This window comes from Enterobacter sp. SGAir0187 (assembly GCF_002952735.2).
GTDB lineage: Bacteria > Pseudomonadota > Gammaproteobacteria > Enterobacterales > Enterobacteriaceae > Enterobacter > Enterobacter quasiroggenkampii.
Genome location: NZ_CP025034.2, coordinates 4,016,670 through 4,031,934, shown reverse-complemented (window position 1 = coordinate 4,031,934; position 15,265 = coordinate 4,016,670). Strand labels below are relative to the sequence as shown.

General features: G+C 57.1%; 13 protein-coding genes. All 13 read right to left on the bottom strand.

Translation table 11 applies throughout. The features are described 5' to 3' along the window. Nucleotides 1–75: 75 nt before the first annotated feature. Nucleotides 76–1,533: an NADH-quinone oxidoreductase subunit NuoN gene (nuoN, locus tag CWR52_RS19435; RefSeq protein ID WP_104950464.1), complete on the bottom strand. Its 1,458-nt coding sequence runs from the start codon at nt 1,531–1,533 to the stop codon at nt 76–78. Nucleotides 1,534–1,539: 6 nt separating this feature from the next. After that, nucleotides 1,540–3,069, bottom strand: a complete 1,530-nt coding sequence (gene nuoM / locus CWR52_RS19430; protein WP_008500214.1) for an NADH-quinone oxidoreductase subunit M — start codon at nt 3,067–3,069, stop codon at nt 1,540–1,542. 76 nt (nt 3,070–3,145) lie between these two features. Continuing rightward, nucleotides 3,146–4,987, bottom strand: a complete 1,842-nt coding sequence (gene nuoL / locus CWR52_RS19425; RefSeq protein ID WP_023325763.1) for an NADH-quinone oxidoreductase subunit L — start codon at nt 4,985–4,987, stop codon at nt 3,146–3,148. Further along, nucleotides 4,984–5,286 carry an NADH-quinone oxidoreductase subunit NuoK gene (gene nuoK / locus CWR52_RS19420; protein ID WP_003861496.1) on the bottom strand — a complete coding sequence of 101 codons (303 nt, stop codon included), beginning with the start codon at nt 5,284–5,286 and terminating at the stop codon, nt 4,984–4,986. Before nuoK ends, nuoL begins: the two co-directional genes overlap by 4 nt. Beyond that, nucleotides 5,283–5,837 carry an NADH-quinone oxidoreductase subunit J gene (gene nuoJ / locus CWR52_RS19415; RefSeq protein ID WP_008500212.1) on the bottom strand — a complete coding sequence of 185 codons (555 nt, stop codon included), beginning with the start codon at nt 5,835–5,837 and terminating at the stop codon, nt 5,283–5,285. The genes nuoK and nuoJ overlap by 4 nt, the downstream gene beginning before the upstream one ends. A gap of 10 nt (nt 5,838–5,847) precedes the next feature. After that, a complete protein-coding gene (gene nuoI / locus CWR52_RS19410) occupies nt 5,848–6,390 on the bottom strand; it encodes an NADH-quinone oxidoreductase subunit NuoI (protein WP_003861491.1) in 543 nt (180 codons plus the stop codon). A 13-nt stretch (nt 6,391–6,403) separates the two neighbouring features. Next, nucleotides 6,404–7,381, bottom strand: a complete 978-nt coding sequence (gene nuoH, locus CWR52_RS19405) for an NADH-quinone oxidoreductase subunit NuoH (protein ID WP_008500211.1) — start codon at nt 7,379–7,381, stop codon at nt 6,404–6,406. Further along, on the bottom strand, nt 7,378–10,101 hold the full coding sequence (gene nuoG, locus CWR52_RS19400; protein ID WP_129546964.1) for an NADH-quinone oxidoreductase subunit NuoG: 2,724 nt from the start codon (nt 10,099–10,101) through the stop codon (nt 7,378–7,380). Before nuoG ends, nuoH begins: the two co-directional genes overlap by 4 nt. A gap of 55 nt (nt 10,102–10,156) precedes the next feature. Continuing rightward, entirely contained in the window at nt 10,157–11,494 is a 1,338-nt protein-coding gene (gene nuoF / locus CWR52_RS19395; RefSeq protein WP_008500209.1) for an NADH-quinone oxidoreductase subunit NuoF, read from the bottom strand. Further along, nucleotides 11,491–11,991, bottom strand: coding sequence for an NADH-quinone oxidoreductase subunit NuoE (gene nuoE, locus CWR52_RS19390; protein WP_008500208.1), 501 nt, complete (start codon nt 11,989–11,991; stop codon nt 11,491–11,493). The genes nuoF and nuoE overlap by 4 nt, the downstream gene beginning before the upstream one ends. Before the next feature lie 2 nt (nt 11,992–11,993). After that, on the bottom strand, nt 11,994–13,796 hold the full coding sequence (nuoC, locus tag CWR52_RS19385; protein WP_023312537.1) for an NADH-quinone oxidoreductase subunit C/D: 1,803 nt from the start codon (nt 13,794–13,796) through the stop codon (nt 11,994–11,996). Between the two features lie 89 nt (nt 13,797–13,885). Next, on the bottom strand, nt 13,886–14,560 hold the full coding sequence (gene nuoB, locus CWR52_RS19380; protein WP_003861482.1) for an NADH-quinone oxidoreductase subunit NuoB: 675 nt from the start codon (nt 14,558–14,560) through the stop codon (nt 13,886–13,888). A gap of 15 nt (nt 14,561–14,575) precedes the next feature. Then, the gene (gene nuoA / locus CWR52_RS19375) at nt 14,576–15,016 is read right to left on the bottom strand and encodes an NADH-quinone oxidoreductase subunit NuoA (RefSeq protein ID WP_006176516.1); all 441 of its coding nucleotides are present in this window, start codon (nt 15,014–15,016) and stop codon (nt 14,576–14,578) included. Nucleotides 15,017–15,265 lie beyond the last annotated feature (249 nt).

Sequence of the window (15,265 nt, the reverse complement as noted above, 5' to 3'; positions counted from 1 at the left end):
GCCCTCACCCCGGCCCTCTCCCACGGGGAGAGGGAGAAAACCATAAAAAAACCCGCCGAGGCGGGTTTTTTGTTTTTACATTAATGGCATCGCTCGCTGCACGATATCAATCAGCGGTTGCGGATAGATACCGAAGATCAGCACCAGCAGCGCGGAGATAAGCACCACGATACCACCGGCGCTGTACTGCCAGTTGGATGGCGCATCGCGGTTGAGCTGCTGAGGTGCGTTCAGGTACAGGCTCACGGCCACGCGCAGGTAGTAGTAGAGACCAATCGCGGAGCCGATCACCACGCCCGCAGTCAGCCACCACAGGTGCGCCTGCACACCGACAGCCAGCACGTAGAACTTACCGATAAAGCCGAGCGTCATCGGAATACCTGCCAGAGAGAGCATCATCACGGTCATTACCGCGGACAGGATCGGACGGTGCCAGAACAGACCACGGTAGGAGAACAGTGAATCGGCGTCCGGGCCACGGTACGGGCTGGACATCAGGCTCACCACGCCGAAGGCGCCGAGGCTGCTGAACAGGTAGCCGGCCAGATACACGCCCACGGCTTCCATTGACATCTCACCGCTCTGTAGCGCAATCAGCGCCACCATCAGGTAGCCCAGATGAGAGATAGACGAGTAGCCCAGCAGACGCTTGATGTTGGTCTGGCTCAGCGCCATCAGGTTACCGAAGATGATGGAGACGAACGCGATGATGCCCAGCACCACGCGAACCGCTTCGCTGTCACCTACCGGTGCGTACAGGAACAGACGCATGACCACACCAAAGATAGCGATTTTACTCGCCGTCGCCAGGAAGGTCGACACCGGAGCCGGAGCGCCCTGGTATACGTCTGGCGTCCACAGGTGGAACGGCACCAGAGAGAGTTTAAAGCCGAGACCAACGATCATCATGCCCAGACCCGCCAGCAGCAGCGGCTCATGCAGCATGCCGTCACCAAGGCTCTTGCCGAGCGCCATAAAGGAGAGGTTACCGGACTGTGCGTACACCAGCGCAATACCAAACAGCAGGAACGAGGACGCCGCCGCAGACAGGATGGTGTACTTGATGCTTGCTTCCAGGGAGCGCTTCTGGCGGAAGGCGTAACCAATCAGACCGAACAGCGGCAGAGAGATCAGCTCAATGCCGAGGAACAGCGCGGCCAGGTGGTTCGCATTCGCCAGCAGAATGCCGCCCAGCGCGGCAATCAGAACCAGCAGGTAAAACTCTTCTTTGTTGTCGTTGTAGCCTTCGAGCCACGGGTACGCAAAGGTACAGGTTGCCAGGCTCGCCAGCAGCACCAGACCGGTATACAGCATGGCGTAACCGTCAACGCGCATCAGCGGCGTGACGTCCATCGCCCCACCCTGGCCAACAAACCAGAGAGAGACTAACGCGGCGTTCAGGCCGATGACCGACAGCGTGGCATTCAGGAAGTGATTGCGTCGCCACGCAATGGAGAGCATCACAACCACCACCGTCAATCCGACGATCAGCAGCGGTAGCAGCGCGATCAGTTGTTGTGGAGTTATTGTCATGGCGAATTACGGCCTTGTAGTAGAAACAGAATTAACAAACCACTGCTGGATATTGCCCATCGCGCTGTGCGAGGTATCCAGAATCGGCTGCGGGAAGAAGCCCAGCAGCACCAGCAGTACGACCAGCAGCAGGATGATGAACAGCTCACGCAGCGACATCCCCGGCAGTTCTTGTGCAGCAATTTCGCTCTTCGCTTTACCGAAGTACGCGCGGTGCAGCATCGCCAGCGAGTAGACGGAAGCGAACACCAGACCAAAAGTGGAGATCACGGTAATCACCGGTACCACTTTGAAGCTGCCGAACAGAATCATAAATTCGCCGACGAAGTTACCGGTGCCCGGCATCCCCAGAGTCGCCACCGCGAAGAACATGGAGAGCGCTGGCAGCCACTTAATTTTGCTCCACAGACCGCCCATCATACGCATGTCGCGAGTGTGCAGACGTTCATACAGCTGGCCGCACAGGATGAAGAGGCCGGCTGCGGACAGACCGTGCGCAATCATCTGGATCACCGCGCCCTGGTACGCCAGCTGGCTGCCGGTATAAATAGCAATCAGAACGAAGCCCATGTGGGAAACGGAGGTGTAGGCAATCAGACGCTTGATGTCGTACTGGGTGAAGGCCATCCAGGCACCGTAGAAGATACCGATCACACCCAGCCACATGGCAATCGGTGCGAACTCTGCGGAGGCATTCGGGAACAGCGGCAGTGCGAAACGCAGCAGACCGTAGGCCGCGGTTTTCAGCAAGATGCCCGCCAGGTCAACGGAACCCGCCGTTGGTGCCTGAGAGTGCGCGTCTGGCAGCCAGCCGTGCAGCGGAACCACCGGCATTTTCACCGCAAACGCGATGAAGAAGCCCAGCATCAGCAGGTATTCCACGCCGTGGGACATTGGGGTCTTCAGCAGGTCTTCGTAGTTGAAGGTCCAGGTTCCGGTCGCGTTGTGGTGAACAAACACCAGCGCCAGAATGGCAATCAACATCACCAGACCACTCGCCTGGGTATAGATGAAGAACTTGGTTGCCGCCGTGATACGCGTTTTACCGTCGGACGCCTTGTGGCCCCACAGCGCGATCAGGAAGTACATCGGCACCAGCATCATCTCCCAGAAGAAGAAGAACAGGAACATGTCGATAGCAAGGAACACGCCGATCACGCCGCCCAGGATCCACATCAGGTTCAGGTGGAAAAAGCCCTGGTATTTTTCGATTTCACGCCAGGAGCAGAGTACCGCCAGAACGCCGAGCAGACCGGTCAGCACCACCATCAGCAGTGAGAGACCGTCAATCGCCAGGTGGATCGTAATGCCGAAACGTGGGATCCACGGCAGGATGAACTCAGACTGCCACTGCGGAATGCCCGCAGACTGGGTCAGTGAGTAACCGCCCTGCAACCACAGTTGCAGGCCAAGCGCGAGCGTCAATCCCATGGTGATCAGCGCGATCCAGCGCGGCATCTTCACGCCAAAGCGTTCAGTCTGCCAGCACAGGAAGCCGCCGATGAAGGGAATTAATATTAGCCAGGGTAGTAACATGGCGATTTACATTCCTTTTTAAGGCCCCCAGCAGGGGCCTGATTTTCAACGAATTCGAATAAAATTCACTTAACGATCAACGCAACACCATCAGCAGCGCCAGCACGACAACCGCACCGATGCTCATGGACGCCACATACCAGCGCAGGTAACCGTTCTCGCTGTACAGCAGGCCTTTGCCTGCAAAGCGGGAAAGGATCGCCGGGATATTCATCAGGCTGTTCAGCGGGTCGCGCTTCAGCAGCCACGCGATGCCCAGGAACGGCTTAACGAAGATCATGTCGTACAGCCAGTCGAAGCCCCACGCGTTGTACCACCAGGTGCCCAGCAGGCGGCCCGGCGCACTGTTGGCCACGGCAGTGACCAGCGTACGTTTACCCAGCCACAGCCATGCGGCAATCAGGATGCCCGCGATAGCGACCACACCGGAGGTGATTTCAAGCGTCAGAACGCGACCGTGCTCAAGCTCGGTGGTGTCTGGCAGTACGCCCTGCAGCGGAGGCACAATCATCGCGCCAACGAAGGTGGACAGTACCAGCAGCACAATCAGCGGCAGATGATGGGTAATCCCCTTCCCTGCGTGAGCGTGAATTTGTTCTTTACCGTGGAATACGATGAAAATCATACGGAAGGTATACAGGGAGGTCATGAACGCACCGACCAGACCCGCAACCATCAGATTGATATGACCATTCGCCATGGCACCCGCAAGGATTTCGTCCTTACTGAAGAAGCCCGCGGTGATCAGCGGCAGTGCCGCCAGCGCCGCGCCGCCCACCAGGAAGCAGACATAGACCAGCGGGATGGACTTACGCAGTCCGCCCATTTTGAAGATGTTCTGCTCGTGATGGCAGGCCAGAATCACGGAACCGGATGAGAGGAACAGCAGCGCTTTAAAGAACGCGTGCGTCATCAGGTGGAAAATGGCCGCGTCCCACGCCTGAACGCCCAGCGCGAGGAACATGTAACCAATCTGGCTCATGGTTGAGTACGCGAGAACGCGCTTGATGTCGGTCTGCACCAGCGCGGCAAAGCCTGCCAGCACCAGCGTGACCGCACCGACGATACCCACCAGATGCAGAATTTCCGGGGTCATCAGGAACAGGCCATGGGTACGCGCAATCAGGTAGACACCAGCGGTAACCATGGTCGCAGCGTGGATCAGCGCGGAGACAGGTGTTGGACCCGCCATCGCGTCGGCCAGCCATGTCTGCAACGGCAGCTGCGCGGATTTACCCACGGCACCACCCAGCAGCATCAGCGTTGCCCACCACAGCATGTTGTTGCCTGCGGCGAAGTGCGCTGGCGCCAGTTCCACCATTTCGCGGAAGTTCAGCGTGCCCAGTTCGTTGTAAAGAATGAACAGCGCGAAAGCGAGGAAGACGTCACCCACGCGGGTCACGACGAACGCTTTCATGGCCGCTGCGCCATTCTTCGGATCGGTATAGTAGAAACCGATCAGCAGGTAAGAACACAGACCCACGCCTTCCCAGCCCAGATACATCAGCAGCAGGTTATCTGCCAGGACCAGAACCACCATGCTGGCGATAAACAGGTTGGTGTAGGCGAAGAAGCGGGAGTAACCCTCTTCACCGCGCATATACCAGGAGGCGAACATGTGGATCAGGAAGCCGACGCCGGTGACCACGGAGAGCATGGTCAGGGAGAGACCATCCAGCACCAGGTTGAAACCGATGTTGAAATCACCGACTGACATCCAGGTCCACAGCGGCACGCTGAAAGGCTGACGTCCGTTGTTAAAGAAGTCGATACCCGCATACGCTGTGACCAGCGCGGCCAGGCCGACAGAGCCCATGCCAACGGTCGCGGACAGATTCTCAGACCAGCGGCCGCGAGAAAACGCCAGCAGCACGAAGCCAATCAGCGGAAAAATAATGGTTAAGGCAAGCATGTTCATCCACGCAACTCACTTACTGAATCGATGTTCAGATTCTGGCGGCGACGATGGAGCTGCAGCAACAGCGCCAGGCCAATACTCGCTTCGGCAGCCGCGAGGCTGATGGCGAGAATGTACATCACCTGACCATCGGTCTGGCCCCAGTAGCTTCCGGCGACCACGAAGGCCAGCGCGGAGGCGTTAATCATGATTTCCAGCCCGATCAGCATAAACAGCAGATTGCGGCGGATAACCAGACCGGTCAGACCCAGAACGAATAAAATCGCAGCGAGGATCAGTCCATGTGTTAAGGGGATCATGCGCGCTCCTCCGTTTTTCTTTTCGCGCGGTCGTCAGTGCGGTTGCTCAGCACCTCGCCAGCACGCTCTTCGCGGCCAACGTGGAAAGCCACAACCAGACCAGCCAGCAGCAGCATTGAGGCCAGTTCCACTGCCAGAACGTATGGGCCAAAGAGCGTGATACCCACCTCTTTCGCGCCAATCGGCGTGCCGTCGATGCCCTGATCGTTAACACCCAGAATGGCGTAAACGATCACCACCAGCATGATGGCCGACAAAATTGCCGGGCCGATCCACACCTGCGGTTTTAACCACTGACGTTCCTGCTCAATTTCAGAGCCGCCCAGGTTCAGCATCATCACCACGAACACGAACAGCACCATGATGGCCCCGGCGTAGACGATGATTTCCAGCGCACCGGCGAAGTGCGCGCCCAGTGCGAAGAACACCCCGGAAATGGCCAGCAGCGAGATGATTAAGTACAGCAGCGCATGCACCGGATTGGTGTGCGTGATCACTCGCAGCGTAGCCAGGATGGCGATAAGGCCACAGATATAAAAAGCGAATTCCATTGCCCTCTCCTTACGGTAACAGGCTCTTGACGTCGATAGGCTTAGCTTCGTTCTCTGCTTCGCCCTTATCTTTGCCGTCGATTGCCATACCCGCCATCCGGTAGAAGTTATATTCCGGGTATTTGCCCGGACCGGAAATCAGCAGATCCTCTTTCTCGTACACCAGGTCCTGACGCTTGTACTCACCCAGCTCGAAGTCTGGAGTCAGCTGAATCGCCGTGGTTGGGCACGCTTCTTCACACAGACCGCAGAAGATGCAGCGTGAGAAGTTGATGCGGAAAAACTCAGGGTACCAGCGGCCGTCTACCGTCTCGGCTTTCTGCAGAGAGATACAGCCGACCGGGCACGCTACCGCACACAGGTTACAGGCGACGCAGCGCTCGGAACCGTCCGGGTCGCGCGTCAGCACGATACGGCCACGGTAGCGCGGCGGCAGATATACCGGCTCTTCCGGGTACATCCGGGTTTCGCGTTTGGCAAACGCATGCAGGCCGATCATCCAGATACTGCGTACCTGGGTACCGAAGCCTACCAGTAATTCTTTTAAGGTCATGGTCTATTGCCCCTTATGGCTGCTGCCAGAGAATGACAGCGGCCGTTACCAACAAGTTGACGAGCGTCAGCGGCAGGCACACTTTCCAGCCGAAGGACATTACCTGGTCATAACGCGGACGCGGTAACGCTGCGCGAATCAAAATGAACATCATCATGAAGAACGCGGTTTTCAGCGCGAACCAGATGAACGGCGGTAAGAACGGGCCATGCCAGCCACCGAAGAACAGCGTTACCATCAACGCGGAAATGGTGACAATACCGATGTACTCGCCCACGAAGAACAGACCGAATTTCATACCGGAATATTCGATGTGGTAACCGTCGGCCAGTTCCTGTTCGGCCTCTGGCTGGTCAAACGGGTGACGGTGACACACGGCCACGCCCGCGATGGCAAAGGTAATAAACCCAAAGAACTGCGGAATAACGTTCCAGATGTCGGCCTGGTTGTTGACGATGTCGGTCATGTTGAATGAACCGGCCTGCGCCACCACGCCCATCAGGGAGAGCCCCAGGAACACTTCGTAGCTCAGGGTCTGCGCGGAAGCACGCATCGCACCCAGCAGCGAGTATTTGTTGTTACTGGACCAGCCTGCGAACAGGACCGCGTAAACCGCGAGGCCTGCCATCATCAGGAAGAACAGAATGCCGATGTTCAGGTCAGCGACCACCCAGGTCGGGCTGACCGGCACGATAGCAAACGCCAGCAGCAGCGAGGTGAAGGCGATCATCGGTGCCAGAGTAAAGATCACGCGATCAGAGAAGCGCGGGATCCAGTCCTCTTTAAAGAACATCTTGATCATATCCGCGACCAGCTGGAGTGAACCACCCCAGCCCACGCGGTTCGGTCCGTAACGGTTCTGGAACAGACCGAGCAGACGACGTTCACCAAAGCTCATGAACGCGCCGCAGGTGACCACCACCAGCAGGATAACAATCGCTTTCAGAATGCTCAGCAGGATGTCGATAAGATCCGGCGTTAACCAACTCATGCTTTTGCCTCCTGCAGATTATCAAGACGCGCACCCGCCAGAACCGGCGCGATGCCAGGCATACCCATCGGCAGACCGACCTGCCCTGCTGTCAGACTTTCAGAAATAATCAGCGGCAGGCTGATGGTCTGGCCGTCATAGCTAAAGGCGATGTTCGCACCCGCGTTAACGCCAAGCTTCGCGGCATCCGCCGGGTTAAGCTTGATGTACGGCTGCGGCATACGGGTCTGGAAGACCGGTGAACGCTGGGACAGCTCGTCGCTACCGAACAGGTGGTAGTACGGCGCAATACGCCAGCTACCGTCCTGCGGCTGGAAGCTCGCCGGTACGGTGGTGAAGAAGTCCAGACCGGTTTCGGAAGCTTCAATCAGACGCACGCCCGGATCGCCGTGGCGCAGGGAGCCGCCCACTTCAGCCTGGAACTTGTTCCATGCCTGCGGGGAGTTCCAGCCCGGTGCCCATGCGAACGGGATTTGCGAACGCGGCGCAGACGGCTGGTTGTTCCCTTCCATGGAGAAGGCGAACATGGTGTCTTTATCCTGCGGCTGGCGCGGTTCGTGCACGCTGATATTGGCGCGCATTGCGGTACGGCCACTGTAACGGTGCGGTTCACGCGCCAGTTTCTGGCCACGAATGCGGAAGCTCGCTTCAGGCGCGGCATCTTTAATGCCTGCCAGCTGAGGCAGTTTTTCCACCACCGCGTCGATAACGTGGTCGAGCTGCGTCCAGTCCACTTCACTGCTCTGCACGGTGCTGTGCAGGGAGTGCAGCCAGCGCCAGCTTTCCAGCATCACGGTGTTGCTGTCGTAGTAAGCCGGGTCATAAACCTGGAAGAAACGCTGCGCGCGGCCTTCGTTGTTGATAACGGTACCGTCGCTTTCTGCGAAGCTTGCCGCAGAGAGCACCAGGTGCGCTTTGTCCATAATCGCGGTGCGCTGATGGTCAATCACCATCACCAGCGGCGCTTTGGAGAGCGCGGCGTCTACGCGAGCGGCAGAAGCATGACGATGCAAGTCGTTTTCCAGCACCACCACGGCGTCAGCGGCACCGGATTCCAGTTCGCTTAACGCTTCTTCCAGCGAGCCGCCGCCAATCATGCCCAGACCAATGCTGTTCACCGCACGGGCAATCATGGTCACACCGACGTCAGCGCCGCGGCCTTTCAGGGCTTTGGCCACGTTGGCTGCGGCCTGAATGATCTCTGCGCTACCGGCGTTGGTACCGGAAATAATCAGCGGTTTCTTCGCACCGGCCAGGGCCTGAACAATCACGTCAACCTTGTTTTGCAGGTCGCGATCCAGCTCAACGGCCGGTGAGTTGTTGTCCAGCGCGTGGGCAATGGCAAAACCAAGACGCGCCTGATCTTCAACCGGTGCGCAGTAGGTCCACGCCGCGATATCGTCCAGACGGGTGTTGTCGACGTTGGTCACAAACAGAGGATGCTTCGCGCGCTGACCGATGTTCAGGATCGCCGCAATCTGCCAGTCAGCCACTTTTTGCGCCGCTGCCATTTCACGTGCTTTACCCTTCACCGCCTGACGAACCGCCAGAGCTGCGCGGGCGCCGGTCTGGGTCAGGTCTTCACCCAGCACCAGGACCGCATCATAGGATTCGATTTCGCGCAGCGCAGGGGTATGGATACCGCCTTCACGCAGCACTTTCAGTACCAGCTGCAGACGTTCCTGCTCGCCCTGGGCGATGCCGGTATAGAAGTTTTCCGCCCCGACCAGCTCGCGCAGCGCGAAGTTGCTTTCGATGCTGGCGCGCGGGGAGCCGATACCGATCACTTTCTTCGACTGGCGCAGAATATCTGCCGCGCCCTGCATCGCCTGTTCTGCGTTCAGGGTAATGAAGTCGTCGCCACGACGCTGAACCGGCTGACGCGGACGGTCTTTCAGGTTCACATAGCCATAGCCGAAACGACCGCGGTCGCACAGGAAGTAGTGGTTAACGGTACCGTTGTAGCGGTTTTCGATACGACGCAGTTCGCCGTAGCGCTCACCCGGGCTGGTGTTACAGCCGAGGGAACACTGCTGGCAGATGCTTGGCGCAAACTGCATGTCCCATTTACGGTTGTAACGCTCGGAGTGAGTTTTATCCGTGAAGACGCCGGTCGGGCAGATTTCTACCAGGTTACCGGAGAATTCGCTCTCCAGCACGCCGTCTTCCGGACGACCGAAGTAGACGTTGTCATGCGCGCCATACACGCCCAGATCCTGACCGTCTGCATAGTCTTTGTAGTAACGCACGCAGCGATAGCAGGCGATGCAGCGGTTCATTTCGTGAGAGATGAACGGCCCCAGATCCTGGTTACGGTGGGTACGCTTGGTAAAGCGATAGCGACGGAAGCTGTGACCGGTCATCACGGTCATATCCTGAAGGTGGCAGTTACCGCCCTCTTCACAAACCGGACAGTCGTGCGGGTGGTTGGTCATCAACCACTCCACCACGCTTTCGCGGAACTGTTTGGCTTCTTCGTCATCAATCGAAATAAAGGTGCCTTCGGTGGCTGGCGTCATACAGGACATCACCAGGCGACCACGCGTGTCTTCCGCGTTTTGATATTGCTTCACCGCACACTGGCGGCAAGCACCGACGCTGCCCAGCGCCGGATGCCAGCAAAAGTACGGAATATCGAGGCCAAGAGACAGACAAGCTTCCAGCAGGTTGTCCGCCCCGTTGACTTCGTATTCTTTGCCGTCTACATGAATCGTAGCCATTAGCATGCTTCCAGTTGGCTCGGTCGAAACCGAGCGTTAATCAAAATTCTTGTCGTTACCAGCGCGCTTTAAGCAGGTTCGGCTGAATCCCATTGATCGCATGGGTATTGCTGAACGGCTGCTTGATGCCTGCTTCGAACTCGTCGCGGAAATATTTGATCGCGCTCTGCAGAGGTTCGACGGCACCCGGTGCGTGGGCACAGAAGGTTTTACCCGGGCCTAAGAATCGACACAGTTGCTCAAGTGTTTCGATATCGCCAGGCTGACCTTCGCCACGTTCGATTGCACGCAGGATCTTCACGCTCCACGGCAGACCATCACGGCACGGTGTACACCAGCCGCAGGACTCACGGGCGAAGAACTCTTCCAGGTTACGCACCAGCGAGACCATGCCGATCTCGTGGTCGACGGCCATCGCCAGCGCCGTACCCAGACGGCTGCCTGCTTTACCAATGCTTTCGAATTCCATCGGCAGGTCAAGGTGGGCTTCGGTCAGGAAGTCTGTCCCTGCCCCACCCGGCTGCCAGGCTTTGAATTTCAGGCCATCGCGCATGCCGCCGGCGTAGTCTTCAAGAATTTCGCGCGCGGTAGTACCGAACGGCAGTTCCCAGACGCCAGGATTTTTCACGCGACCGGAGAAGCCCATCAGCTTGGTACCGGCATCTTTGCTTGAGGAGATGCCCTGATACCACTCCACGCCGTTCGCGAGGATAGCCGGAACGTTACACAGGGTTTCGACGTTGTTTACGCAGGTCGGTTTCCCCCACACGCCGGAGCTGGCCGGGAACGGTGGCTTGGAACGCGGGTTCGCGCGGCGGCCTTCCAGGGAGTTAATCAGCGCGGTCTCTTCACCGCAGATATAGCGCCCGGCACCGGTGTGCACGAACAGTTCGAAGTCAAACCCGGTGCCCAGGATGTTTTTGCCCAGCAGTCCCGCTTCGGTGGCTTCGGCAATCGCGCGACGCAGGTTTTCCGCTGCTTCGATGTACTCACCGCGCAGGAAGATGTAGCCACGGTACGCTTTCAGCGCAAACGCGGAGATCAGCATACCTTCCACCAGCAGGTGCGGCAGCTGCTCCATCAGCAGGCGGTCTTTATAGGTGCCCGGCTCCATTTCATCGGCGTTACACAGCAGGTAACGGATGTTCATGGATTCGTCTTTTGGCATCAGACTCCACTTCAGACCGGTGGAGAAGCCCGCGCCGCCGCGGCCTTTCAGGCCAGACTCTTTTACCGCGTTAACGATGTCGTCCGGCGCCATGCCGCCAAGGGCTTTACGCGCACCGGCATAGCCGTTTTTGCTCTGATATTCGTCGAGCCATACCGGCTGTTTGTCATCACGCAGACGCCAGGTCAGCGGATGCGTCTCAGCAGTACGAATTACAGTTTTCATTTGTACTGCTCCAGCAGGTCAGGAATCGCTTCCGGCGTCAGATGACTGTGAGTGTCCTCATCAATCATCATGGTCGGCCCCTTGTCGCAGTTACCCAGGCAGCAGGTCGGCAGCAGAGTAAAGCGTCCATCGAACGTGGTCTGGCCCGGCTTGATATTGAGCTTCTTCTCAATTGCAGCCTGAATGCCCTGATAACCGGTGATGTGGCAGACCACGCTGTCACAGTAGCGGATCACATGGCGGCCTACCGGCTGACGGAAGATCTGGCTGTAGAACGTGGCTACGCCTTCTACGTCACTTGCCGGAATACCCAGCACTTTCGCGATCGCATAGATCGCCCCATCCGGCACCCAACCACGCTGTTTCTGTACGATTTTCAGCGCTTCAATGGACGCCGCACGCGGGTCTTCGTAGTGGTGCATCTCGTGCTCAATGGCGGCACGTTCTGCTTCACTCAGCTCAAAAGCCTCGGTTTGTGGTTGTTGATTCTCGTGCATAATTAGCGGTCCACATCTGACATAACAAAATCGATACTACCCAGATACACAATCAGGTCGGAGACCAGACTGCCGCGGATGGCGGACGGGATCTGCTGCAGGTGCGCAAAGCTCGGCGTACGCACGCGGGTACGGTAGCTCATGGTGCTGCCGTCACTGGTCAGGTAGTAACTGTTAATACCCTTGGTCGCTTCAATCATCTGGAAGGATTCTTGCGCCGGCATGACCGGACCCCAGGAAACCTGCAGGAAGTGGGTGATCAGGGTTTCGATATGTTGCAGCGTGCGCTCTTTCGGTGGCGGCGTCGTCAGCGGGTGATCCGCCTTGAACGGGCCTTCCGGCATGTTGTTGAGGCACTGCTCAAGGATGCGCAGACTCTGGCGCAGCTCTTCTACTTTTAGCATCACGCGGGTGTAGCAGTCGGAAACACCGCCGCCCACCGGGACTTCAAAGTCGAAGTTCTCATAGCCAGAGTAAGGACGGGCTTTACGCACGTCGAAATCAATACCGGTCGCACGCAGACCTGCACCTGTCGTCCCCCACTCCAGCGCTTCTTTCGCGCCGTAGGCAGCAACGCCCTGGGAACGGCCTTTCAGGATGGTATTGCGCAGCGCGGCTTTCTCGTAAGAGGCCAGACGTTTTGGCATCCAGTCGAGGAATTCACGCAGCAGACGGTCCCAGCCGCGCGGCAGATCGTGTGCCACACCGCCGATACGGAACCAGGCCGGGTGCATACGGAAACCGGTAATCGCTTCCACCAGATCGTAGATTTTCTGACGGTCGGTAAAGGCGAAGAAGACCGGGGTCATCGCGCCGACGTCCTGAATGAAGGTGGAGATATACAGCAGGTGGCTGTTGATACGGAACAGCTCTGACAGCATGACGCGAATCACGTTAACGCGATCCGGCGTAACAATACCTGCCAGTTTCTCAACGGCCAGCACGTATGGCATTTCGTTGACGCAGCCGCCGAGGTACTCGATACGGTCGGTATACGGAATGTAGCTGTGCCAGGACTGACGCTCGCCCATCTTCTCAGCACCACGGTGGTGGTAGCCAATGTCAGGCACGCAGTCGACAATCTCTTCGCCGTCGAGCTGAAGAATAATACGGAATGCACCGTGCGCAGACGGGTGGTTTGGACCGAGGTTGAGGAACATGAAGTCCTCGTTGTCGGTACCGCGCTTCATGCCCCAGTCTTCCGGCTTGAAGGTCAGCGCTTCCATCTCCAGATCCTGCTTGGCTTTGGTCAGCTCAAACGGATCGAATTCGGTGGCACGTGCCGGGTAGTCTTTACGCAGCGGGTGACCGGTCCAGGTCTGCGGCATCATGATGCGCGTCAGGTGTGGGTGGCCGTCGAAAGTCATGCCGAACATTTCCCAGGTCTCACGCTCGTACCAGTTGGCGTTCGGGAAAAGTTTGGTGATCGTCGGCAGATGCATGTCGTTTTCAGACAATGCCACCTTGAGCATGATATCCGTATTACGGTCTATTGAGATCAGGTGGTAGAAAACGGAAAAATCCGCAGCAGGGAGACCCTGACGGTGTGTTCTGAGACGTTCATCCATGCCGTGTAAGTCAAACAGCATGACGTACGGTTTTGGCAATTTCTTGAGGAAATCGACAACTTCCAGCAATTGTTCACGCTTCACCCAAACAACGGGTACCCCGGTGCGGGTAGCCTGAACAGTAAAGGCATCCGGCCCAAAACGGTTGCGCAGTTCGCCAATGACGGGGTCATCCAGATGATCCCTTGTCTGCCAGGCGGCTTCTTGCGCGGTTAAGTCGGTCATATTGTTCACCATTGCAAATGGTCCGTGGTGACTGTTGAGCCTGGCTTCGCGCTATTTGAGTAGTGATATGCGAAGGTGTTCTCCAGGCCTACAGGCGCAAATTAAATTTCGTCAGGCGTACGCAGATTGGTGACGGCAATACGTTCACCACGTTTACGCTCGCGCTCAGACTGCATGTTCGCGCGATACACACCCTGATCGCCAACGACCCACGACAGTGGGCGACGCTCTTTACCGATAGACTCCTGCAGCAGCATCAGCGCCTGCATGTAGGCTTCCGGACGAGGCGGACAACCCGGGATGTACACATCCACTGGGATAAATTTATCTACGCCCTGTACGACGGAATAGATGTCGTACATACCGCCAGAGTTTGCACATGCGCCCATGGAGATAACCCATTTTGGCTCCAGCATCTGGTCATAAAGACGCTGAATAACAGGTGCCATCTTGGTAAAGCAGGTACCGGCTACCACCATCAGGTCAGCCTGACGTGGGGAAGCACGCAGTACCTCTGCCCCAAAACGCGCAACGTCATGCACCGCAGTGAATGACGTCACCATTTCAACGTAGCAGCAAGAAAGGCCAAAGTTGTAAGGCCAGATGGAGTTCTTACGACCCCAGTTGACCATATCGTGCATGGCATGTTCGAGTTTGCCCATGTACACGCTTTTATTGACTTCTTGCTCCAGGGGGTCGGTTACGATCTCCTGTTTTTGCAGGGGGTAACGGTCATTCTCACCGTTAGGATCTATGCGGGTGAGCGTATAATCCATCTTATTGCCTCGCTGTTACTGCTGACGATTAGAGATACTGTTTTCCGGGTTGATGTGTTCACGACGTGAACGCGCAGGCGTCCAGTCAAGCGCGCCAATACGCACCAGATAAACCAGACCGGCCAGTAGCACTAAAATGAAAATTGCGGCCTCGACAAAGCCCACCCAACCACTTTCGCGAATGGAGGTCGACCATGCGAAAAGGTAAAGCGCTTCCACGTCAAAGATGACGAAGAACATGGCTACCAGGTAAAACTTGGCAGACAGGCGTAAGCGAGCGGTACCTACTGAATCAATACCTGATTCGAAAGGTGTGTTTTTGTGCCTTGCACGGGCGCGACCGCCCAGGAACCAGCCGCCGACTAACATCAGGCAGCACAGGCCAATGGCTACAATAAGAAAGATTGCGAATGCCCAGTGATGAGCGATGACTTCTGTGGATGTTGACATACTCATTGCTTACTCATCAAAAGTGATACCAACGACACTGCTCTTGCTGGCAGATGGGCATCACATCGATTCATGGGGAGGAACAAATAACCTTACACTAACTGTCAGAAATGAGACGTAGACAGCAAAATGATGGGGTTTTTTACTCCTTTCTATAACCTATTGTCAACTTTAACAAAGGTTTCTTCACATTAAATTACATCGAGCGATTCTCATTAACATTTGGTGCCCTTTAACCCTGGTGGGTTCATGACT

Coding starts and splice junctions, on each gene's coding strand:
- nuoB (WP_003861482.1), bottom strand. CDS start 14,560: ATGGATTATACGCTCACCCGCATAGATCCTAACGGTGAGAATGACCGT.
- nuoI (WP_003861491.1), bottom strand. CDS start 6,390: ATGACCTTAAAAGAATTACTGGTAGGCTTCGGTACCCAGGTACGCAGT.
- nuoJ (WP_008500212.1), bottom strand. CDS start 5,837: ATGGAATTCGCTTTTTATATCTGTGGCCTTATCGCCATCCTGGCTACG.
- nuoE (WP_008500208.1), bottom strand. CDS start 11,991: ATGCACGAGAATCAACAACCACAAACCGAGGCTTTTGAGCTGAGTGAA.
- nuoK (WP_003861496.1), bottom strand. CDS start 5,286: ATGATCCCCTTAACACATGGACTGATCCTCGCTGCGATTTTATTCGTT.
- nuoM (WP_008500214.1), bottom strand. CDS start 3,069: ATGTTACTACCCTGGCTAATATTAATTCCCTTCATCGGCGGCTTCCTG.
- nuoN (WP_104950464.1), bottom strand. CDS start 1,533: ATGACAATAACTCCACAACAACTGATCGCGCTGCTACCGCTGCTGATC.
- nuoG (WP_129546964.1), bottom strand. CDS start 10,101: ATGGCTACGATTCATGTAGACGGCAAAGAATACGAAGTCAACGGGGCG.
- nuoC (WP_023312537.1), bottom strand. CDS start 13,796: ATGGTGAACAATATGACCGACTTAACCGCGCAAGAAGCCGCCTGGCAG.
- nuoF (WP_008500209.1), bottom strand. CDS start 11,494: ATGAAAACTGTAATTCGTACTGCTGAGACGCATCCGCTGACCTGGCGT.
- nuoL (WP_023325763.1), bottom strand. CDS start 4,987: ATGAACATGCTTGCCTTAACCATTATTTTTCCGCTGATTGGCTTCGTG.
- nuoH (WP_008500211.1), bottom strand. CDS start 7,381: ATGAGTTGGTTAACGCCGGATCTTATCGACATCCTGCTGAGCATTCTG.
- nuoA (WP_006176516.1), bottom strand. CDS start 15,016: ATGAGTATGTCAACATCCACAGAAGTCATCGCTCATCACTGGGCATTC.